This window comes from Rhodococcus marinonascens NBRC 14363, assembly GCF_001894885.1.
Taxonomy (GTDB): Bacteria; Actinomycetota; Actinomycetes; order Mycobacteriales; family Mycobacteriaceae; genus Rhodococcus_F; species Rhodococcus_F marinonascens.
The window spans coordinates 47,743-69,296 of record NZ_BCXB01000019.1 but is presented as its reverse complement, the minus strand read 5'-3'; the positions used below and the strand labels follow the sequence as shown (position 1 = coordinate 69,296).

Sequence of the window (21,554 nt, the reverse complement as noted above, 5' to 3'; positions counted from 1 at the left end):
ACATGATCCAGTTCGTATTACACGTGAGCAGTGAGGTACGACAGATGAGCAAGCTCGACGACGCCGCATTGCAACGCCTCGCGAACACCGTCCTGGTTCGGGAAGCCTCCGGACTGTCCTCTTTGGCCGATTCCGTCGAACCGAGCGTTGTCCGCGTCGCGCGCATTGTCGTCGCAACGGCTGGCAAGATCATCACGACCGGTTCAGGAACGTCTGGAATCATGGCCGCGCGCCTGGCTCACCTTCTCTCCGTCTGCGGCACGCCGGCCCTGTACCTGCCCGCGACGGATGCGCTCCACGGCGGAATGGGTGCAATCGGTACCGACGACCTCGTGCTCGCGATTTCCAAGACCGGACGCTCCAGCGAACTGACCGATCTGGTGACTCGTCTCGTGAGTCGCGACGTTCGCGTGGTCGCAGTCACCGAGGCCTCAGACTCCCCCCTCGCCGGTGCTGCCACCGACATCGCCGAGCTACCCGCCACCGCCCCGGATGCTGACCCTGGCGACATGATTGCCCTGGCCAGCACACTCGCAGTCGGCGCATGGGGTGACGCCGTCGGCATCGTGGCGATGGCACTCAACGGGCACACCATCCATGACGTCGTTCGATCTCACCCCGCAGGTGGCGTCGGAACCCGCAAGGATCTGCTCGACGACGACAACCGACCTGTGGTCGGACTTTGACCCGCCCAGTTGTCGTCGGCATCGACTCGTCGACCCAGTCCTGCAAAGCCGAGATCCGGGCCGCGGACACGGGCGCACTGCTCGCCTCCGGGTCTGCGCCGCACACCCCTGCTTTCCCGCCGTGTAGTGAACAGGATCCTCGATCGTGGTGGGACGCGCTGGTCACCGCTGTCCGCACAGCACTGCCGCGCGCGGGACCGGTCAGGGTGCGCGCACTGTCGGTCGCCGCGCAGTGCCACGGACTCGTGCTACTCGGCGCCGACGGTCGGCCGCTTCGGCCCGCCAAGCTGTGGAACGACACCACCGGCGCGCCCCAACTGGCCCACCTGATAGACCGCCTCGGCGGACCGCAGTGGGTGCGACGGATCGGCACGCTGCCGACCGCGGCGTTCACCATCGCCAAGCTGGCCTGGGTAGCCGAGCACGAACCCTCGGTTCTCGATCGGACGCGCCACATCCTGCTTCCCCACGACTACCTCACTTATCGACTCACGGGCCGCGCCGTCACCGACCGGTCAGACGCGTCCGGTACCGGTTATTTCGACGCCACTACCTCGACGTGGTTGCCCGAATACCTCGACGCCGCCGCGGGAGCACGGGATTGGCTCGCCCTCCTGCCGACGGTTCTCGGTGGCGCCGAATCAGCGGAAATCGTATCTGCCGACGCCGCAGCCGAACTCGGCCTGACGGACGCGGTTCTGGTCGGCGCCGGTGCGGGTGATCAGCACGCCGCCTACCTCGGCCTGGGATTGACCGACGGAGACCAGTACATCGGGCTCGGAACGTCCGGCGTTGTCGCGACCTCTTCACGAACCCCGGTATTCGACGAGACCGGCACCATCGACGGAGTTGCCGACACCACTGGCGGCTACCTTCCCCTCGTCTGCACACTCAACGCCGCGCGAGTCGGCGACACCGCAGCCCGAATCCTCGGAACCGACCATGCCGGACTGTCCGAACTCGCACTCGCCGCGCCCACCGGCCAGGGACCGCTGCTCGTACCGTTTCTCGACGGCGAACGCACTCCGAACCGCCCCAACGCGCAAGGCCTGTTGTCCGATATCACCTCGGCCACCACCCGCGAAGAGATGGCTCGCGCATTCCTCGAGGGGCCACTGCTGTCACTGTTGGCCCACCGAGATGCGTTGCGCTCTTACGGATTGCGCTGCGATGGTCCGATGACGGTCGTGGGCGGCGGAACCCGCTCTCGCGCCACACTTGCACTCCTCGCGGATCTCTCCGGCGACGTGGTCACCGTGCCCGACGCCGGCGAGGCCAGCGCGCGAGGCGCGTGCGTGCAAGCCGCCGCGGTATCCGCCGGCACCGACGTTGAAGGCATGATCGATCTGGCTCGCCGCTGGGCACCGACCGCCCACATCACGGTGGAACCTCGTGATACCGGCCGCGATATCGCAACGGTCCGGGCCCGCTGGGCAGAGTCAGCAGCCGTCGACACCCTGGACCGCGCAGCAGCAACCGCATGATGAGCAGACTCCTCGGAAGGAACAACCCATGACTGGTACAACTCCCTCACCGTTCGACCTGACCGGACGGACCGCCCTGGTCACCGGCGGAAATCAGGGCCTCGGCCGCGCGTTCGCACTCGGTCTCGCCGATGCCGGCGCACGCGTCGCCATCGCAGGACGCAGCGCGCAGCGCAACAAGGAGGTGGTTGCCGAAGCAGCTTCGAAGGGATACGAATTCGCGTCGATAGCCGCGGACGTCACTTCTCATGACGATGTCGAGCGCATGACGACGGAGGCGATCGACGCGCTCGGACACATCGACATCCTGGTCAACAACGCAGGCACCGGATTCCACAACGACTCTTGGGACGTCACCGAGGAACAGTGGGACTATGTGTTCGACCTCAACGTCAAAGCGCTGTGGAACTGCAGCATCGCCGTGGGTGCACACATGCGCGAGCGTGGCAGCGGATCAGTCGTCAACATTGGCTCGATGTCGGGCATCATCGTCAATCGACCGCAGATGCAGCCCGCCTACAACGCATCGAAAGCAGCCGTGCACCACCTCACCAAATCGCTCGCCGGCGAGTGGGCACCCCTCGGTATCCGCGTCAACGCATTGGCGCCGGGCTACGTGAAGACCCCGCTGTCACCCGTCGATAATCCTGATTTCAAGCGGTACTGGGTCGACGACGCGCCCCAGCAGCGGTTTGCGATGCCCGAGGAGATCGCACCCAGCGTCGTCTTTCTCGCCAGCGACGCCGCCAGTTTCATCACCGGATCCGTCCTCGTTGCCGACGGCGGCTACACGATCTGGTGAGTACCGACAGAGCAGCTTCCACGATGTGTGCTCGTTGCGACCGCTGGATTTCTCGAACTCGGCGTCATTAGAAAGCTCGTCCGACCAGTGACGATGAGACCGTCTCGATGGTATTATCTGCGCATGAATGCAGATACTACTAGTTCTCGGCGGAGGTTGCCGGATGACCAGGTCGATCTGGTTGTAGGGGTGTTTCGCATGCTGTCCGATTCGACTCGGGTGCAGATGTTGTGGGCATTGGCTGGCAGGGAGTTGTCGGTCAATGACCTCGCCGAGCATGTCGGAAAGCCTGGGCCCTCGGTGTCGCAGCATCTCGCGAAACTTCGGATGTCCCGGCTGGTCCGCTCCCGAAAAGAGGGCACCCAGGTGATCTACCGCCTGGAAAACGAACACATTCGCCAACTGGTCACCGACGCGGTGTTCAATGCCGAGCATGCCGGGCCTGGCATTCCCGGACATCATCGCACCAGCGACGATCTGCGCAGTCTGCATCGAGAGTCCGATACAACGGCGCCGCCGGGTCGCGTTGCGGAGCATCCGGCATGAGTCGCACACCGAACCCTGTCGCGCCCGACCACGGTCACGGGCACGGGCACGGGCACGGGCACGGTCACGGGCGCGGGCACGGTCACGGTCACGGGCGCGGTGGCCGGATCGGAGCGGCAGTTCGTGAGGTATTCGCCCCCCACAGTCACGACGCGGCCGACAGCGTCGACGACGCCCTCGAGTCCAGCGCCATCGGTATCCGGGCTGTCAAAATCAGCCTCGTAGTCCTCGGCATCACCGCGATCGCTCAACTCGCGATCGTGACCGTTTCCGGTTCGGTGGCGTTGCTGGCCGACACAGTACACAACTTTTCCGACGCCCTGACCGCGATCCCGCTGTGGATAGCGTTCGCGCTCGGGCGGCGGGCGGCCACCCGCCGCTACACCTACGGGTTCGGGCGGGCCGAGGATCTGGCCGGATTGTTCGTGGTCGCGATGATCGCCCTCTCGGCGGTGATAGCCGGGGTCGAAGCGGTGCGGCGGCTGATCAATCCGATCCCGATCGAGCACCTGGGCTGGGTCGCGGTCGCTGGGTTCGTCGGATTTCTCGGCAACGAGCTCGTGGCCGGATATCGCGTCAGGGTCGGTCGTCAGATTGGCTCAGCTGCGCTGGTTGCCGACGGATTACATGCCCGCGCAGACGGATTCACTTCGCTGGCCGTGGTGTTCGGCGCCGGTGGAGTTGCGCTCGGTTTTCCGCTCGCGGACCCGATCATCGGACTGGCCATCACAGTGGCGATCCTGGCGATTCTGCGTACCGCGGCGCGGGATGTGCTCCGACGTCTGATGGACGGCGTCGATCCCGAACTCGTCGATGCTGCCGAACGGTCGCTGTCCGCCGAGCCCGGGGTGCGGAGTGTGCGCAGTGTGCGGATGCGGTGGATCGGGCATCGGCTGCACGCTGATGTCGAACTCGACATCGGCCCCGACACGAGCCTGGCCGACGCGCACCGGTTGGCGCACGAGGCCGAACACACCCTCACCCACACAGTGCCGAAACTCTCCACCGCGCTCGTCCACGCCTATCCAGCACACAACGCGGTCGGCGCCAGCCGACACTGACCGACAACGTCGGCGCCAGCCGACACTGACCGGCAAGCAACATATTTCATCTCTGTGCGTCGAGACTGAATCGTCACGCGCGAATGCGCTTCAGCTGGTAGTGGGCTTCTTCGACGCTCATCGAGGTACCGGTCGCGGTAGTGTGACGGGCAGTCGAGAGTTACGAGACTGGGGCTCGCCGGTCGCTCTCCCGGGTTCCTCGCCGGCATCAACGAACTGTCCCAGCGATTGGTCCGACCGATTGGTCCCAGCGATTGGTCCGACAGAGAGGCTGACTGACGTGAACCTGCTCGTCGGTATCGACATGGGAACGGGAAGCAGCAAGGGTGTGCTGGTCACGCCGGATGGCGTGGTTGTAGCGTCCCATCAAATCCCCCACGAGATGTCCCTGCCACAGCCGGGTTGGGCGGAGGTGGATGCGGAGAAGACCTGGTGGGCAGATGTCTGTCAGATCAGCAGAACCTTGGTCGACAGCCGGCCACCGGGTTCGCGCATCGCGGGAATATGTGTGAGCGGGGTGGGCCCCTGCCTGGTGTTGTGCGACGAGAACGGGTCCCCGGTTCGGCCCGCAATCCTGTACGGCATCGATAGCCGGGCTTCCGTCGAGATCGGTGAGCTCACCGAATTATTGGGAGCGGACGACATTCTGACCCGCGGGGGCAAGGCACTGACCAGTCAAGCGGTCGGTCCGAAGATCGAATGGGTGCGGAAGAACGAGCCGGACGTCTTCGCACGGGCACATAGGTGGTACGGCTCCAACTCGTACATCGCCGCGAAACTGACCGGCGAGTACATCCAGGACCACCACACCGCGAGTCAGTGCGATCCGCTGTACTCGATTCGGGATTTCCGCTGGAATGGGGACTGGGCCGAACGCATCCTCGCGGGCCTGCCGCTGCCGCGACTGGTGTGGCCTGCCGAAGTGGTCGGCACCGTGCACGCCCGCGCGGCGAGCGAAACCGGACTCCCGGAGGGTACACCCGTGGTTGCGGGCACCGTGGATGCCTACGCCGAGGCGTTCAGCGTCGGTGTCCGTCACCCGGGCGATCTGATGTTGATGTATGGGTCGACGATGTTCCTGGTGCAGGTGCTGGAGAAGTTCCACACCAACCCGGCGCTGTGGACCACCACCGGTGTGCAGGAGGGTACATTCGCTCTCGCCGCCGGTACGTCGACGGCGGGCAGTCTGACGAATTGGCTGCAAAAGGTAACGGGCGGAGTGTCTTTCGATGAGCTAATGAAGGAGGCGGCGGCTGTTCCTCCCGGATCGGACGGACTGCTGGTGCTGCCGTACCTTGCCGGGGAACGGACACCGGTGTTCGACCCCGATGCGCGCGGCGTGGTCGCCGGACTGACCCTCCGGCACGGGCGTGGTCACCTGTTCCGTGCGTCCTACGAGGGCATCGCGTTCGGAATCAGACAGATTCTCGAGATGTTCGACAATGCCGATGCGCCGGTCGAGAGAGTGGTCGGCGTTGGGGGCGGGTTGCGCAGCCCGATCTGGGCCCAGGCACTCAGCGACATCACTGGCCGCACCCAACTACTACCCGATCAGAATATCGGGGCCAGCTACGGCGACGGACTACTTGCCGCGATCGGCGTGGGACTGGTTCCACCGAAGACGGATTGGGCCAAGATCGCGAACGAGATCACGCCGAATCCGGAGAACCGCGAGCGGTACGACCAGTTGTACGAAACTTGGCTGCAGCTATATCCCTCCACCCGCGAACAGATGCACCGACTGGCCCGCTTCAGCTGATTGGCTCAACTCACGCAAAAGCCACCATCGACCGGAATGTCGACCCCGTTGATCATCGACGCGGCATCGGAGGCAAGCCAGAGCGCGGTTGCGGAGACCTCGTTCGGAATCGCGAACCGGCCCAGTGGGATGCGGCCCAACATGGGTGCGGCCTTCGCCTCGTCACCCCATACCTTGGTGCCCATTTCGGTGAGAACGACGGTGGGGCACACTGAATTTGCCCGGACTCCGCGCGGTCCCAGTTCCAGCGCAAGAACCTTGGTGGCCATGACTAGCCCCGCCTTCGAGGTGCAGTACGCGTAGTGCTCAGGCAACGCACGCAGAGCCGCCGCGGAGGCCACCGCCACGATGGAGCCGCCGCCCGCCTGCGCCATGGCCTCGCCCACGGCGGCACCCAGCAGTGCAGGTGCACGCAGGTTGACGTTCAGCACGTCATCGAAGTTGGCGGAGGTAAGGTCGGCGACCATCTCGGGGTGTGAAATTCCCGCGTTGTTGACCAGCACGTCCAGACCGCCGAACATCGAACCGGCTTCGGTGGCCAACCGAATCGGTCCGTCGGTTTCGGAAAGGTCGACTGCCAGCCACGCGACCCGGATACCGTGCTCGGACTGCAGAAGTCGAGCCAGTTCGCCGAGGGCGTTTCGGTCTCGACCGGAGAGGATCAGCGTAGCGCCCGCGGCCGCGAAGGTCGCCGCGATGTCCGCGCCGATTCCTTTCGACGCCCCGGTGACGAGCACGCGCTTTCCGTCGAGCCGAAACATGGGGTCGGTCATGGGTGTACCTCCGGGCTCGAGTTCAGCTGCCATCCAGCAGCTGTTGCGCGGTCAGCGGGTCGGTGACGAGCTGATTGAAGTACCGGGCACGGGCCCCGGCAAGGACGGGTGCAACCTTTTCAGCCCCGACCGCGACCGCAATGCCCACCGGGACCTGCTGCAGAACAGCGAGTTCGATCGCGATCAATCGTTCCGAACCAGGAAAGTCGACGGGCTCGCCGTCACGATTGTAAAATCTCGAGCACACATCTCCGACCGCCTCGCGCAACGTCGACGAGGTCGTCGGGACGAATCTCGGGATATTTGCACGCAGCAAAGGCGGTGCGCCGACGCCCATCAGCGCACATTTCGCCTGCGGCCACAACTCCAGTACGCGTTGGATCGCCGGATCGGCGCGCAGCGTGGTGTACAGGTCGGGGCCGGGAAGCGCAGGTGCAAACAAGTAGTTCGGTCGCCCGGCGAGTTTGTTCGAGATCAACCGGGTGATCTCGTTCGTCTGATACCACTCCTCGGGCTGATCGTTCCCTCCGACGGTGGGCGCGACCAGCACGCCCGGAATGCGCTCGAGATCGAACTGGGCGACCTCGTACACGGTCCGTCCCGAGGACACGAGCAGCACGTCGCCGGGCACCAATCCGACCGCGGTCAGTGCCTGCGACACCGCCGGCGCGAGGTAGCTACCCATCACGTCCTCGGTCGATTTCGACGACGGCAGCGGGGCGGTCAAGTAGACACGGTGCAGGCCGAGCTCGGCTGCCAGTTCGGCGGCCAGGTCGCCGTGATCGTGTTGCCGCGGTTCGCGCACCTCGATCCGTACGATGCCCTGCCGACGTGCCTCCGACAGAAAACGGCTGATGGTTGCGCGACTGGTGCCGAGTTTCTGGGCGACCTCGGCCTGGGTCGCGTCCTCCTCGTAGTACATCTTCGCGGCGGTATAGAGCAACGAGGGCTCGAAGTGACCGTTCTCGACGGGCGTCGGTCGCGGCGCAGCGCCGTCCGAGCTGCTGTTTTTCATCGCCACAGTATTCCATTGAACATCTGTGTCGGCTAAGTTTTCAATGCACATTCGTTCTGGACATATGTGTACGCTCTCATTAGTGTGACTGTCGACACATGTGCGCTCGGCAATTCGGATGCGCGTGGCGTCCGGAAGCCCGGTCATTCAGACGCCCAGTCCTCGGGACGTTCAGTAGAAGTTAGGGAGAATCGATGTCGGAAACTATGCAGGCAGTGATCTGTCATGGCCCCGAGGACTACCGACTCGAGGACGTACCAGTGCCGGTACCGGGCCCTGGCGAGGCACTCGTGCGGGTGGAGGCCGTCGGCATCTGCGCGAGCGATCTGAAGTGCTATCACGGTGCCGCCAAGTTTTGGGGCGACGAGAACCGGCCGGCGTGGGCGGAGACCGAGGTGATACCCGGCCACGAGTTCGTCGGCGAGATCGTGCTGATCGACGACGAGGGTGCTGCCCGGTGGGGAGTCCAGGTCGGCGATCGAGTGGTGTCTGAGCAGATCGTCCCCTGCTGGAAGTGCCGGTACTGCGTGCGGGGGCAATATCACATGTGCAAGCCACACGATCTCTACGGATTCAAGCGCCGCACGCCGGGCGCCATGGCGAAGTACATGGTCTATCCGGTCGAGGCACTCGTGTACAAGATCTCCAAGGAACTCCCGCCGGCGCACGCAGCCTTTGCCGAGCCACTGTCGTGCTCGCTCCACGCCGTCGAGCGTGCCGGCATCACCTTCGACGATGTCGTCGTGGTCGCGGGGTGCGGCCCCATCGGGCTCGGCATGGTCGCCGGTGCGCGGGCGAAGAATCCTGCTCATGTCATCGCGTTGGACTTGGCACCTGAAAAGCTCGAGCTCGCGAAGGATTGCGGAGCGGACATCGTAATCAACATCCGCGACGAAGACGCAAAGAAGATCGTCATGGATCTCACTGACGGCTACGGAGCCGATGTCTATCTCGAAGGCACCGGCCACCCCTCGGCGGTACCGCAGGGACTGAACCTCTTGCGCAAACTGGGAACCTACGTCGAGTACGGCGTCTTCGGCAGTGATGTCACCGTCGACTGGAGCATCATCAGCGACGACAAGGAACTCGACGTTCGCGGCGCGCACCTCGGCCCACATTGCTGGCCCGCAGCCATCCGAATGCTCGAGTCGGGTGTACTGCCGATGGACAAGATCTGCAGCCACCAGCTACCACTGACCGAGTTTCAAAAGGGGCTCGAACTGGTAGCCGCCGGCACCGAATCGGTCAAGGTATCACTCATCCCATCCTGACCCCCCGTCCCTTCCTGATTCACTGGAGAGTTCGATGGAGAACACGCAATGAGCGGAATAGGTCGGGCGCGAAGGCGTTCCGGATTCGACGGACCGAAACTGTCCCGCCGAGACCTGCTACGCGCCATGGGAATTGCCGGGACCGCCGTGGCAGCCCTGCCGGTGCTGTCGGCCTGCGGAATCGGCGGCAGTTTCGACGCCCCCAACGGCGCCGGGGAGGTATCCGGCCCCTTCGATTGGCGTGGCGCCGAAGGTACAACGCTCAACCTGCTGCAGACCCCGCACCCCTACCAGCAGTCGCTGCAACCCCTGCTGCCCGAATTCACCGAACTCACCGGCATCACCGTCAACGCCGATCTGGTGCCGGAGGCCGCCTACTTCACCAAACTGAACACCGAACTCGCCGGCGGCACAGGCAAACACGATGTGTTCATGATCGGCGCGTACTTCATCTGGCAGTACGGCCCACCCGGATGGGTCGAGGACCTCAACCCGTGGCTCGCCAATTCGTCGGCGACCAGCGACGAATACGACTTCGAGGACATCTACGAAGGGCTACGCACCTCCACGAGATGGGATTTCGACCTGGGCAGCCCACTCGGCACCGGCGGGCAGTGGGCGATCCCGTGGGGCTTCGAGAACAACGTAGTCGCGTACAACAAAGCCTATTTCGACCAACGCAAGATCGCCCTACCGGACACTTTCGACAACTTCATCCAGTTGGCGATCGACCTCACCGACCGGTCTGAGAATCAGTACGGCGTCGCCACCCGCGGCTCCAAGTCGTGGGCGACCATTCACCCCGGCTTCATGACCCAGTTCACCCGGGAAGGCGCCAAAGATTACCGGCTCGAGGGCGACGAGTTGGTGGCGGCGATGGACTCGGACGAGGCGGTCACCTTCACCGAGAAGTGGATCGAGATGCAGATCAAGGCGGGACCGACGTCCTGGACCACCTACGATTACCCCAATGCCACAGGTGATCTCGGCGACGGCAGGGCAATGATGGTCTATGACGCAGACAGCGCAACGTACACGAAGAACAAGCCGGGCGCGAGCGCGCAGGCCGGCAACCTTGGCTGGTATCCCGGCCCCGCTGGTCCGAACGGGAACTACGACACGAATCTGTGGACCTGGTCGCTGGCGATGAACTCGATGTCGAAGAACAAGCACGCGGCATGGCTGTTCATCCAATGGGCCACCGGGAAACAAGCCATGTCCAAGGCGGTGGAGGGGGGGATCTTTGCCGACCCGGTGCGCAAGTCGGTATTCGACGGGGTGTTCAAGCAGCAACTCGACGACATGCCCGGCTACCTCGATACGTTCGAGACCGTGATCGGCAGTTCGAAGATCCTGTTCACACCGCAGAAGAAATTCTTCGACACCACCGAGGACTGGGCCGTGGCGATCCAGGACATCTACGGAGGGGCGGATGCGCGTTCCCGCCTGTCCAGCCTCGCCAGAACCAACACGTCCAAGGTCAACCTGTGACCCGGCGGCGGGCCGAAGGAAGGCACCGGCCACCCCTCGGCGGTACCGCAGGGACTGAATCTCTTGCGCGAACTGGGAACCCACGTCGACTACGGCGTCTTCTGCAGCGATGTCACCGTCGACTGGAGCAGCAGCCACCAACTCCCACTGTCCGAGTTTCAGAAGGGGCTCGAGGTGGTAGCCGTCGGCACCGAATCGGTCAAGGTATCACTCATCCCGTCCTGACCTCCCATCCCTTCCTGATCCATTCGAGGGTTTCGATGGAGAACACGCAATGAGCGGAATAGGGCGGGCGCGACGGCGTTCCGGATTCGACGGACCGAAACTGTCCCGCCGGGACTTGCTACGTGCCATGGGAATTGCCGGGACCGCCGTGGCAGCCCTGCCGGTGCTGTCGGCCTGCGGAATCGGCGGCAGTTTCGACGCTCCCAACGGCGCCGGGGAGGTATCCGGCCCCTTCGATTGGCGTGGCGCCGAAGGTACAACGCTCAACCTGCTGCAGACCCCGCACGCCTACCAGCAGTCGCTGCAACCTCTGCTGCCCGAATTCACCGAACTCACCGGCATCACGGTCAACGCGGATCTGGTGCCACAGGCCGACTACTTCACTAAACTGAACACCGAACTCGCCGGCGGCACAGGCAAACACGATGTGTTCATGATCGGCCCGTATTTCATCTGGCAGTACGGCCCACCCGGATGGGTCGAGGACCTCAACCCGTGGCTCGCCAACTCGTCGGCGACCAGCGACGAATACGACTTCGAGGACATCTACGAGGGGCTACGCACCTCCACGAGATGGGATTTCGACCTGGGCAGCCCACTCGGCACCGGCGGGCAGTGGGCGATCCCGTGGGGTTTCGAGAACGTCGTAGTGACGTACAACAACGCCTATTTCGACCAGCGCAAGATCGCCCTACCGGACACTTTCGACAATTTCATCCAGTTGGCGATCGACCTCACCGACCGGTCTGAGAATCAGTACGGCGTCGCCACCCGCGGCTCCAAGTCGTGGGACACCATTATCCCCGGCTTCATGACCCAGTTCAGCAGGGAGGGTGCCAAGGACTACCGACTCGACGGCGATAGTTTGGTGGCGGTGATGGACTCGGGCGAGGCGGTTGCCTTCACCGAGAAGTGGATCGAGATGCAGATCAAGGCGGGACCGACGTCCTGGACCACCTACGACTACCCAAATGCCACCGGTGATCTCGGTGACGGCAGGGCAATGATGGTCTACGACACCGACGGCGCCACATACCCGAAGAACAGAAGGGGCGCGAGCGCACAGGCCGGCAACCTCGGCTGGTATCCCGGCCCCGCTGGTCCGAACGGGAATTACAACTCGAATCTGTGGACCTGGTCGCTGGCGATGAACTCGATGTCGAAGAACAAACAGGCGGCGTGGCTGTTCATCCAATGGGCCACAGGGAAGGACGCCCTGTCCAAGGCTGTGGAGGGGGGAATCTTTGCCGACCCGGTGCGCAAGTCGGTATTCGACGGGGTGTTCAAGCAGCAACTCGACGACATGCCCGGCTACCTCGATACGTTCGAGACCGTGATCGGCAGTTCGAAGATCCTGTTCACGCCCCAGAAGAAATTCTTCGACACCACCGAGGACTGGGCCGTGGCGATCCAGGACATCTACGGAGGGGCGGATGCGCGTTCCCGCCTGTCCAGCCTCGCCAGAACCAACACGTCCAAGGTCAACCTGTGACCCGGTGAGTGGCAGGTCGAAGAAAGGCAATGGAACATGACTATCCAATCAGTTCACCGGCCATCACAGGTTCCCGACGGTCCGCAATCCACGGAAGACGTGGAACGCCCTCAGGTTCCTGAGATTCCACGATGGCGGCGGTCTCTGCGACCGTATTTGTTGTCCATCCCGGCAGTGCTGATCGTGATCGGCATCCTGTACCCGTTCTTCATCGGCGCCTACTACTCGTTCCTCAACTACGCCGCCGTGAACCCGAATCCTCACTTCGTCGGATTGCGGAACTATGCCAGCGTGCTCGGTGACGAACAGTTCTGGAGCAGCGTTCGTGTCACCGGGACTTTCGCGGTCGTCGCCACCGCAGTGGAGACGGTTATCGGCGTCGGCATCGCCTTGCTTCTGAACAGATCCAGCATAATCGGCAAGATCTTCGAGAAGGTCCTGATACTGCCGTTGATGATCGCACCCGTTATAGCGGGAGTTATCTGGAAACTGATGTTCAATCCGCAGTTCGGCATCCTCAACCACGTACTCGGCCTGGGGTCCACGTTCGATTGGTTAAGCAGCAAGAACGCGTTGTGGTCGATCATCCTGGTGGACCTGTGGATTTTCACGCCTTTCGTCGCGATCCTGGTTCTTGCTGGAATTCGCTCGCTGCCGAAAGAACCCTTCGAGGCATCCGAGGTGGACGGCGCCAGTTGGTTCTACATGTTCCGCAAGCTGATGTTGCCGATGCTCTGGCCGTACATTCTGGTCGCCGTCATCTTCCGGTTCATGGACAACCTCAAGGTGTTCGACGCGATCTACGTGCTCACCGCAGGCGGGCCCGGCGTGGCGACCCGGACGCTTCAGATCGGCGCATTCGAGGACTCGATCATCAACCTCGACTATTCACGCGGGAGCACTTACATGTTCGTGCTGTGGATCATCGTGTTCATCACCGCGCGCTACCTGGTAAGCGTGCTCGGAAAGGCGCAGAAGCGCGCAGCTGGAGCGGAGTCGTAAATCATGTCGAGAGAACTCTTGCCCGGACAAAGACGCTTCACGCCGGCCTCGGTAGGCGCCGACCTGGTCATCCTTCTATGGTTCATCTTCTCCCTGTTTCCGATCGTTTGGATGTTCCTGCTGGCGCTCAAGACGCCCGCCGAACAGACGACCACCTATTTCAAGTTCAGCCCCACTTTCGAGAACTTCGGCACCGTACTCAGCCAACGGGGCACCGACTTGACCAGTGTCGATTTCAAGGCTGCGCTGATTACCAGCCTCATCAACTGTGGTGGCGCCGTGCTGGTCTCGTTGGTGATCGGAATTCCGGCGGCGTACGCCGCGGGCCGGTGGCAGTACAAGGGGTCCAACGATCTGATGTTCCAGATGCTCTCGTTCCGATTCGCACCGGAGTTGATGGTGATCGTGCCCCTGTTCGTAATTTACAACCAGATCGGCTTGTTCGACACCAAACTCGGGATGGTGTGGGTGCTGCAGTTGGTGACCATGCCACTTGTGGTGTGGATCTTGCGATCATATTTCCAAGATCTGCCGGAGGACTTGGAGCAAGCCGCTTTGCTGGACGGATACACTCGCCGCCAAGCTTTCGTGATGGTGGCTCTTCCTCTGGTGCGACCGGGGATTGCGGCTGCCGCCTTACTCGCCTTCATCTTCGCGTGGAACAACTATGTGTTCCCGCTCATCCTGAGCGACAGCAATGCCAGTACTGTCACCGTGGCCATTACCAAGTATCTCGGCGGCGGCGGTCAGGCCTACTACAACCTCACGGCTGCGGCCGCGGTGATCGCAGCACTGCCACCGCTCGTTCTCGCCCTGACTATCCAGCGTTACCTGGTGCGCGGGCTTTCGTTTGGGGCGGTGAAAGCCTGATGGCTCGATTAACGCTCAGCGGACTGACCAAGCACTTCGGCGAAACCGTCGGCATCGACGATCTTGCGCTGGACATATCCGAGGGCGAGTTCTTCGTCATCCTCGGGCCCTCCGGTGCAGGGAAGACCACCACTCTGAAATCCATTGCAGGGCTGGTTGATATCGACTGCGGATCGGTGGCCATCGGTGGTACCGACATGACGCTGGTGGAGCCGTACAATCGCAACGTCGCGATGGCATTCGAGAGCTACGCTCTGTACCCGCAGAAGACGGTGTCGCAGAACCTGGAGTCACCGCTGAGGTCGGGGCGAACGGGCAAGTACTCCGAAGCCGAACGGCGCGAACGCATCGATTCCGTCACGAAGACCCTCGGCATCAATCATCTGCTCGAGCGATTCCCACGGGAGCTGTCCAACGGACAGAGACAACGCGTGGCCCTCGGACGCGTGCTGGTTCGGCCCGCCGATGTCTACCTGCTCGACGAACCGCTGTCCCACCTGGACGCCAAGCTACGTGGCGCCATGCGTGCAGAACTACGTCAACTCGGGCACATGTCCAACACCACCACCACCGTGTACGTCACACACGACTACCAGGAGGCGCTGGCGCTCGGTGACCGGATCGCGATTCTCCGTCACGGCCGATTGGTTCAGGTCGACACCCCCGAAGTCATCTGGCGGGCACCGCACAACACCTTCGTCGCGAAGGCACTCGGCCAGCCTGAAATCAACATCTTCGATGCGACGGTGGACGACAACTCGCTTCGAGTGCTCGGCAGCGGCATCGAGGTCGACCTGCCCGCGGCGTTCGGGCTCGGCAATGGTGTCAATGCACGGCTCGGCATTCGGCCATGCGACGTCACGGTCACCGAGTCCGAGAGCGACGACGCCGACATCGTCAATCTGTCCGGAAGGATCTTGCTGGCAGAACGCCTGGGCCGCAATGTCGAGGTATCGGTCGATATCGGAGGCACCTCGCTCATCGCCCTGTCGAAGGGCGGACCCCACATCAGGGAGAACGCGAACGTAGTCGTCCAGGTGCCGCTGGCCGATATTCACATCTTCGAGGGTGCCGCCGAAGGCGAAGAGAGTAAACGCCTCGGCGACGCGGCGAACGGACCCGAGTCGGCACCGAAACAGGAGGAGAGACAGTGACTGCCACCAGGGATCGAACGACGTCGGTCGCGCAGAGCCTCACGCTCGAGCACCTCACCAAGACCTACATGTCACGCGGTCGAGAAAGCTTCCAGGCAGTCAAGGGAATCGAACTCGATATCGCGCCGGGCGAATTGATCGCGCTGCTGGGCCCCTCTGGTTGCGGTAAGACGACGACGCTGCGAATGATCGCGGGACTGGAGACGGTCACGAGCGGCGACATCCGCATTGGCGACCGGACCATCACGAATCTTCCACCCGGAAAGCGCGGCGTTGGAGTGGGATTCGAAAGCTACGCACTTTACCCTCCGCTGTCGGTTCGGGAAAATCTGAGCTACGGTCTCCTTGCCCGCAAGGTGCCCCGGGCCAACGAACTCGTGAACACCATCGCCCGGCGCCTCGAGATGCAGGACCTACTCGACTTGCGGCCGGCGAGCCTGTCCAGCGGCCAGAAACAGCGGGTGGCACTTGCACGTGCGCTCGTACGCAATCCCCCGATTTTACTGCTGGACGAACCACTTTCGCACCTGGACGCATCTGCCCGCCAACGCGTGCGGCGCGAACTCAAGGTGCTGCAACGCGAGTTCGGCTATACCACCATCGTCGTCACGCACGATCAGGTCGAGGCGCTGAGCCTGGCGGATCGACTCGCAGTGATGGACGGCGGCATCATCGCGCAGTTCGGAACCCCCGACGAGGTCTTCGACGACCCAGCAAATCTCTTTGTCGCCGGTTTCGTCGGCGAACCGCAGATCAATGTGCTCGACGGAGTTGTTCGTCGCGACAGAGGGGCACCGAGCGTCGAGATCGGCACCGGAAGAATGCCCGTCGCCGTATCTTCCGTCGCCGATGGTCAAGCGGTCAAGGTCGGAATCCGCCCGCAAGACACCTTGATCTCGATTGCTACCGCGAGCACCGGTCAGGTGTCGGCATCAGTGCAGTACTTCGAGCACCTGATGGAATTCGGCCAGGCAAGTCTGGAGGTTACCGGAGTCGACGCATCAGTACTCGTTCAGACCCCAGCGCAAGAGAGCTTCAAACCCCACGACGTTTGCACGCTGTGGGCACCTCCGAATCAGATATACCTGTTCGATCCCGATACTGGAAATAGATTGCGATAGAGGCCATCACATGACACGACTATTCAATGACCCTGCGTCGTTCACTGAAGACATGCTCACCGGATTCCTCGACGCCAACTCCGACTATGTGGTCGGTGTCCCTGGTGGCGTTGTCCGGGCAACTTCTACACCACCCGGCAAGGTGGCCGTCGTGGTGGGTGGAGGATCGGGGCACTATCCGGCGTTCTGCGGAGTAGTCGGACCCGGATTCGCCGACGGCGCCGTGGTCGGGAACATCTTCACCTCACCCTCCGCAGCCGACGCCGCGTCCGTGGCCCGGGTCGCTGAGGGGGGTGCTGGCGTGTTGCTTACCACCGGGAACTACGCGGGTGACGTGATGAACTTCGGCCTCGCGGTCGAGCAACTGACAGCGGATGGAATCGACGCCCGGTACCTCGCCGTCACCGATGACGTCGCGAGCGCTCCGGCCGATGACGTCGCGAAACGTCGCGGGATCGCCGGGGACTTCACGGTTTTCAAATGTGCTTCTGCGGCCGCGGAGGCCGGATACGACCTCGATGGGGTGATGCGGGTCGCCCAATCGGCCAACGACAACACCCGGACCCTGGGCGTGGCATTCGACGGGTGCACGATGCCGGGCGCCGCAGATCCGCTCTTCACCGTGGACAAGGGAACGATGGGTCTCGGCCTCGGCATTCACGGAGAACCCGGGGTGGCCTCGCACACGATGCCGACCGCCGACGAACTCGCCCGGCTACTGGTATCCGGGGTACTCGAGCAGAAGCCGGGTGGCGCCGGTGCCCGAATCGCCGTGATCCTCAACGGCCTCGGGCGCACCAAGTACGAGGAGTTGTTCGTCGTCTGGGGCACGATGGCACCCCTGTTACGGGAGTCGGGGTACGCCGTGGTCCGACCCGAAGTCGGAGAACTGGTGACCAGTCTCGACATGGCCGGGTGTTCGTTGACCCTCATGTGGCTCGACGACGAACTCGAGGGCTTCTGGACGGCGCCAGCGGATACCCCGGCATACAGGCGCGGCGGTCTGGCGCGAACCCCGGACGCCAACCGGCGCACTGCTCACCAGGAGGTCGAACACAAGCGCCCTGTGACGGTATCCGACGGCGCGGCCCGAGAGTGCGGCGTCGCGGTCGCTCGTGCGATTCGCGCAATGAAGGAACGCATGGTCTCCGCGGAGGACGAACTGGGCCGCATCGATGCCGTCGCCGGCGATGGTGATCATGGCAGGGGAATGGTGAAGGGCTCCACCGCTGCGCTCGCTGCTGCGGACGATGCCGTCGCGGATGGCGCAGGCCAGGGCGGGGTACTGGTGGGGGCGGGAGAGGCGTGGGCCACGAAAGCGGGTGGCACGTCCGGCGTGCTGTGGGGGGCGGCACTCACCGCACTGGGCGGACGGTTGGGCGACACCGGAACTCCGTCGAACCGCGATGTTGCCGACGCACTGCGCGCCGGCTATGACGTGCTGGTTCGTTTGGGCGGCGCCAAGCCTGGCGACAAGACCATGCTCGACTCCTTGCTTCCCTTTGTCGAAGCGGTGGAACAATCTGTGACGCATGGTAAGTCATGGTTGACGGCGTGGCGAGGTGCAGCTGAGATCGCGGAGCAGGCCGCGGCTGCAACCACAGAGTTGAGACCGAGGATCGGCCGAGCGAGACCATTGGCCGAGCGCAGCGTCGGAACACCCGATGCGGGCGCAGTTTCGTTAGCGATGTGCGTGCGAGCCGTCATTGATGCGTTCGAGGCACGCAACGACGAAGCGGCTTACCAGCACAATACGGAAGGAGTGCGCTGATGCCAGAACGACTGAGGATCGTTGTCGGTTGTGATGATGCCGGACTGGAGTACAAGAACGCCCTGAAGGCCGACCTCGAATCCGATGATCGGGTCGCCGAGGTGACCGACGTGGGAGTGGGAAACGACGAGCACACCGCATATCCGCACGTCGCGGTCACCGCTGCGCGCATGATCGCCGACGGTAACGCAGATCGTGCACTACTGGTGTGCGGCACCGGGTTGGGTGTTGCGATCAGCGCCAATAAGGTGCCAGGGATCCGCGCGGTGACCGCACACGACAGTTTCTCCGTGGAGCGATCGGTGCTCAGCAACGACGCCCAGGTGCTCTGCTTCGGGCAGAGGGTCGTCGGGATCGAACTGGCCCGACGTCTCGCCAAAGAATGGCTCGGTTACCAATTCGATCCCGAATCTGACTCTGCTGCAAAGGTTGCCGACATCAGTTCGTACGAGTCCGGCCCACTCGCGACGGCGTTGGACACTGCCGGGACAGTCGGCGACTGAACAGTCTTGACGATTCTACGCGGTTCCACCTGAAAGTCATGGCCGTCACGAAATGTGATCATGCCCAGTACCAGGCGGGGCTGTCATTTCCTTTCGAGCGACTAGTGAGCCTTCTCCCGACCCTCCGACCTCGACTGCTGGTCCGGCCATAGCGTCGTCGGAGTTACCGGCGTTCGTGTGCGCAACGTACCCGCCCATGCCCAACTTCGGGATCACGGTCCTACCAAGTACGTAGTAGACCCCGCCCGACGCGGCCATGGCAGGAAGCGTGGCACTGATGTAGCCGAAGGCTTCCTGGCCCGCGGTGAATGTCAGGATCGAAAAGCCGCTCTCCCAACCACCGAGGAACACCCATACGATCATCCCGACCGCGGTGCTTGCGAAAGCCAAGATGTTGAAACCGCGACTGTACCAATACGGCCCGGACGTATCGAAGCACGCTTTCGCATCGATGCGCTGTCGGCGAAGGAAGAAATAGTCGACGAGCGCCACCGCCCAATACGGCCCCACGAGCAAACCGATAAAGATGAGCAGGGTGTCGAAGATGCCCTCCAATGATGAACCGAAGACAAATATCAGCGATGGAACGGTGACCAGCACACACACAATTCTGTAGTTTGTGCCTGGGAAAGTGCTCAGAATACCCATCGACCCCGAACCGAGAAGATGCGTGACCGACGTAATGGTGCCGAGAACGATGATGAGTAGAGACACCAATCCTAGGTCTAGTTGATTGGCCCAAATGGCTGGATCAATCTCTCCGGTTGCCAGCGTCGCCATGCCGCCCACGACGGCAAACATGACACCGGTCACCAACAACCCGAGGTATGTTCCCCAAAAACTCGATTTCTCGGTTTTGGAAAATCTGTTCCACGATCCAAGGTAGGGGAACCAAGATATCGAAAAGGCAAAGATGATTTCGAATGCAATCGCCCAATCGGAACTTCCGTCACCGGGTTTGTTCACTATCGTCGGCATATGACCATCGATGAACAGTCTGACGACGATATACCCAATGAAGGCCACCAGTAGCGGCACAACCAACCGCGAAACCGTGAACGCAGCCTTTTGACTGTAGGCGACGATGAGCAACGGAATGACGATACCCGCACCGATCGAATACACGTAGTAGTCGCCTGCGAAGCTGACTCCCTGGCCATTGGCCACGATCTGCGTGGCTGTACCAGCGAGCGCAGCCAGAATTCCGACCCAGCCAAAATTGATACAGACGAGAACCATCGTTCCATATGCGGAACCTCGATGGCCGAATGTCGGGCGCAGCGACACGATCTCATCGATTCCGTATCGCGCACTGCGCTGAGAATTCCATGAGCAGAAGGCGAATCCGAGCATGAATCCGGTGACAGTGATCACCAGCATATTCCGAAATCCGAGACCGCTGGCATACGAAGATCCGGAGATGAAGTTCGTAAGCAGAACATTGCCTCCGGCCCACAGCCAGAAGATCGAGAAGAAACCGGCGTAGCGTTGCGATTTCTTCAGCGGTAGGGACGTGGAAGCTTCACCACTCACGCCGGTATCCCCTGCGCGATGTACCACCAGGTCGAAAGGGCGATGGGGGTTACAGCCAATACCAGCATCAGAACTTGATCGGTTCTCGTAAGATCAGTGGATTCATCGGGATCGACGTTCGCACCCTGATCATACTCAGTCATTGAATACGTCTCCCTTGAATTCTGCCGAGAGAGACTCATAGGCGTCGTCGATCCTCTTGCTCGAGTAGGCGACCAGATCAGGTGCGGTTGCCTTCCACGATGTGAACGCGGACCCGGACATCTTGTTGATCAGTTCACCGGAGTCGATGATTTCGATCCCGTAAGTCCAATTCGCCATGTTCAGAATTGCCGCCTTGTGGGCACCAGAATTGGTGGCCGCGCAAGCATCCTTCACCAGTACGACATCATAGTTGCGGGAGAAGGCATCGAACACGGTGGTCAATACGCAGCAATCGGTCGTAAATCCGATCACAATCACTGTTTCAATTTTCTGGGTACGAAGCATGAGATCCAGGGAAGTCTCGTGGAATCCACTCCACCGATACTTGTCGATCACGACCTCCCCGGAATGCGGCCTGAGTTGGTCAATCACCTCGAGATTCTCGGTATCGGACCGGTAAAAAATGGGTTTCCCCGAATCATCGACAACCTCGTTATTGATCAGTCCCGCACCGTCTACTCGGCTGACGTGTCTGGTGTAAATGACCGGGACCGACAACGATCGGCAGGCATCGATCAGGGATTCGGCGGAATCCACCGCTTCCTGCATGTGCTCGATACCGTATTTACTTTCCTTCTGCATATCTATGACAAGAAGTGCAGTATTTCTTTTGTTTACCATTGATTTACCTTCACTCGTCAACGAGCCAGATCGTATCCTGCTTTCGCAGTATGCGCTCGGCGAGAAACCAGGGCTCCGGCAAAGTCGTGAGTGGGGTGCCCTGAACTGCGAATTCAGCGTCGGGTTGGTGGTCCGAGGATGTGGATTCGGGCGGGCACGACAGTCTCGGG

General features: G+C 62.2%; 19 protein-coding genes and 1 pseudogene. 16 read left to right on the top strand and 4 right to left on the bottom strand.

What is annotated here, in order from left to right; translation table 11 throughout:
• Positions 1-44: 44 nt before the first annotated feature.
• From RM2_RS14635 to RM2_RS14610, 6 genes are all read left to right on the top strand, one after another.
• Entirely contained in the window at positions 45-686 is a 642-nt protein-coding gene (locus tag RM2_RS14635) for an SIS domain-containing protein (RefSeq protein WP_245813945.1), read from the top strand.
• Positions 683-2,170, top strand: coding sequence for a xylulokinase (locus RM2_RS14630; RefSeq protein ID WP_072690296.1), 1,488 nt, complete (start codon positions 683-685; stop codon positions 2,168-2,170). Before RM2_RS14635 ends, RM2_RS14630 begins: the two co-directional genes overlap by 4 nt.
• A gap of 28 nt (positions 2,171-2,198) precedes the next feature.
• On the top strand, positions 2,199-2,972 hold the full coding sequence (locus RM2_RS14625; protein ID WP_072690295.1) for an SDR family NAD(P)-dependent oxidoreductase: 774 nt from the start codon (positions 2,199-2,201) through the stop codon (positions 2,970-2,972).
• 123 nt (positions 2,973-3,095) lie between these two features.
• The gene (locus RM2_RS14620) at positions 3,096-3,518 is read left to right on the top strand and encodes an ArsR/SmtB family transcription factor (protein ID WP_072690294.1); all 423 of its coding nucleotides are present in this window, start codon (positions 3,096-3,098) and stop codon (positions 3,516-3,518) included.
• Positions 3,515-4,579 (top strand): cation diffusion facilitator family transporter, encoded by a 1,065-nt coding sequence (locus tag RM2_RS14615; protein WP_072690293.1) that lies wholly within the window; start codon positions 3,515-3,517, stop codon positions 4,577-4,579. Before RM2_RS14620 ends, RM2_RS14615 begins: the two co-directional genes overlap by 4 nt.
• A 280-nt stretch (positions 4,580-4,859) precedes the next feature.
• On the top strand, positions 4,860-6,338 hold the full coding sequence (locus tag RM2_RS14610; RefSeq protein ID WP_072690292.1) for an FGGY-family carbohydrate kinase: 1,479 nt from the start codon (positions 4,860-4,862) through the stop codon (positions 6,336-6,338).
• A gap of 5 nt (positions 6,339-6,343) precedes the next feature.
• Here RM2_RS14610 and RM2_RS14605 read toward each other — a convergent pair whose 3' ends face one another.
• Positions 6,344-7,111: an SDR family NAD(P)-dependent oxidoreductase gene (locus tag RM2_RS14605; RefSeq protein ID WP_072690291.1), complete on the bottom strand. Its 768-nt coding sequence runs from the start codon at positions 7,109-7,111 to the stop codon at positions 6,344-6,346.
• A 22-nt stretch (positions 7,112-7,133) separates the two neighbouring features.
• Entirely contained in the window at positions 7,134-8,126 is a 993-nt protein-coding gene (locus RM2_RS14600) for a sugar-binding transcriptional regulator (protein ID WP_072690290.1), read from the bottom strand.
• Between the two features lie 194 nt (positions 8,127-8,320).
• On the opposite strand from RM2_RS14600, the gene eltD reads away from it, so the two are divergent.
• From eltD to RM2_RS14555, 10 genes and pseudogenes are all read left to right on the top strand, one after another.
• Positions 8,321-9,397 (top strand): erythritol/L-threitol dehyrogenase, encoded by a 1,077-nt coding sequence (eltD, locus tag RM2_RS14595; RefSeq protein WP_072690289.1) that lies wholly within the window; start codon positions 8,321-8,323, stop codon positions 9,395-9,397.
• 126 nt (positions 9,398-9,523) lie between these two features.
• The gene (locus RM2_RS14590; RefSeq protein WP_174553859.1) at positions 9,524-10,888 is read left to right on the top strand and encodes an ABC transporter substrate-binding protein; all 1,365 of its coding nucleotides are present in this window, start codon (positions 9,524-9,526) and stop codon (positions 10,886-10,888) included.
• Positions 10,889-10,906: 18 nt separating this feature from the next.
• Positions 10,907-11,113, top strand: a pseudogene (locus tag RM2_RS23510) (erythritol/L-threitol dehydrogenase); the annotation flags it as partial.
• Between the two features lie 127 nt (positions 11,114-11,240).
• The gene (locus RM2_RS14585) at positions 11,241-12,605 is read left to right on the top strand and encodes an ABC transporter substrate-binding protein (RefSeq protein WP_139277786.1); all 1,365 of its coding nucleotides are present in this window, start codon (positions 11,241-11,243) and stop codon (positions 12,603-12,605) included.
• A gap of 36 nt (positions 12,606-12,641) precedes the next feature.
• Complete coding sequence (locus RM2_RS14580; RefSeq protein WP_072690286.1) at positions 12,642-13,607, top strand: carbohydrate ABC transporter permease; 966 nt, start codon at positions 12,642-12,644, stop codon at positions 13,605-13,607.
• Between the two features lie 3 nt (positions 13,608-13,610).
• On the top strand, positions 13,611-14,477 hold the full coding sequence (locus RM2_RS14575) for a carbohydrate ABC transporter permease (protein WP_072690285.1): 867 nt from the start codon (positions 13,611-13,613) through the stop codon (positions 14,475-14,477).
• On the top strand, positions 14,477-15,631 hold the full coding sequence (locus RM2_RS14570) for an ABC transporter ATP-binding protein (protein ID WP_072690284.1): 1,155 nt from the start codon (positions 14,477-14,479) through the stop codon (positions 15,629-15,631). Before RM2_RS14575 ends, RM2_RS14570 begins: the two co-directional genes overlap by 1 nt.
• Positions 15,628-16,752 carry an ABC transporter ATP-binding protein gene (locus RM2_RS14565; protein ID WP_072690283.1) on the top strand — a complete coding sequence of 375 codons (1,125 nt, stop codon included), beginning with the start codon at positions 15,628-15,630 and terminating at the stop codon, positions 16,750-16,752. The genes RM2_RS14570 and RM2_RS14565 overlap by 4 nt, the downstream gene beginning before the upstream one ends.
• A 10-nt stretch (positions 16,753-16,762) precedes the next feature.
• Positions 16,763-18,523 carry a dihydroxyacetone kinase family protein gene (locus tag RM2_RS14560; protein WP_072690282.1) on the top strand — a complete coding sequence of 587 codons (1,761 nt, stop codon included), beginning with the start codon at positions 16,763-16,765 and terminating at the stop codon, positions 18,521-18,523.
• Complete coding sequence (locus RM2_RS14555; RefSeq protein WP_072690281.1) at positions 18,523-19,026, top strand: ribose-5-phosphate isomerase; 504 nt, start codon at positions 18,523-18,525, stop codon at positions 19,024-19,026. Before RM2_RS14560 ends, RM2_RS14555 begins: the two co-directional genes overlap by 1 nt.
• 45 nt (positions 19,027-19,071) lie before the next feature.
• On the opposite strand, the gene RM2_RS14550 is transcribed toward RM2_RS14555, so the two are convergent.
• Both RM2_RS14550 and RM2_RS14545 read right to left on the bottom strand, forming a co-directional pair.
• Positions 19,072-20,559, bottom strand: coding sequence for a purine-cytosine permease family protein (locus RM2_RS14550; protein WP_072690280.1), 1,488 nt, complete (start codon positions 20,557-20,559; stop codon positions 19,072-19,074).
• A gap of 135 nt (positions 20,560-20,694) precedes the next feature.
• Positions 20,695-21,405, bottom strand: coding sequence for a cysteine hydrolase family protein (locus RM2_RS14545; protein WP_139277779.1), 711 nt, complete (start codon positions 21,403-21,405; stop codon positions 20,695-20,697).
• Between the last annotated feature and the right edge of the window lie 149 nt (positions 21,406-21,554).

Coding starts and splice junctions, on each gene's coding strand:
- RM2_RS14615 (WP_072690293.1), top strand. CDS start 3,515: ATGAGTCGCACACCGAACCCTGTCGCGCCCGACCACGGTCACGGGCAC.
- RM2_RS14570 (WP_072690284.1), top strand. CDS start 14,477: ATGGCTCGATTAACGCTCAGCGGACTGACCAAGCACTTCGGCGAAACC.
- eltD (WP_072690289.1), top strand. CDS start 8,321: ATGTCGGAAACTATGCAGGCAGTGATCTGTCATGGCCCCGAGGACTAC.
- RM2_RS14625 (WP_072690295.1), top strand. CDS start 2,199: ATGACTGGTACAACTCCCTCACCGTTCGACCTGACCGGACGGACCGCC.
- RM2_RS14560 (WP_072690282.1), top strand. CDS start 16,763: ATGACACGACTATTCAATGACCCTGCGTCGTTCACTGAAGACATGCTC.
- RM2_RS14635 (WP_245813945.1), top strand. CDS start 45: ATGAGCAAGCTCGACGACGCCGCATTGCAACGCCTCGCGAACACCGTC.
- RM2_RS14555 (WP_072690281.1), top strand. CDS start 18,523: ATGCCAGAACGACTGAGGATCGTTGTCGGTTGTGATGATGCCGGACTG.
- RM2_RS14605 (WP_072690291.1), bottom strand. CDS start 7,111: ATGACCGACCCCATGTTTCGGCTCGACGGAAAGCGCGTGCTCGTCACC.
- RM2_RS14575 (WP_072690285.1), top strand. CDS start 13,611: ATGTCGAGAGAACTCTTGCCCGGACAAAGACGCTTCACGCCGGCCTCG.
- RM2_RS14585 (WP_139277786.1), top strand. CDS start 11,241: ATGGGAATTGCCGGGACCGCCGTGGCAGCCCTGCCGGTGCTGTCGGCC.
- RM2_RS14600 (WP_072690290.1), bottom strand. CDS start 8,126: ATGAAAAACAGCAGCTCGGACGGCGCTGCGCCGCGACCGACGCCCGTC.
- RM2_RS14620 (WP_072690294.1), top strand. CDS start 3,096: ATGAATGCAGATACTACTAGTTCTCGGCGGAGGTTGCCGGATGACCAG.
- RM2_RS14580 (WP_072690286.1), top strand. CDS start 12,642: ATGACTATCCAATCAGTTCACCGGCCATCACAGGTTCCCGACGGTCCG.
- RM2_RS14590 (WP_174553859.1), top strand. CDS start 9,524: ATGGGAATTGCCGGGACCGCCGTGGCAGCCCTGCCGGTGCTGTCGGCC.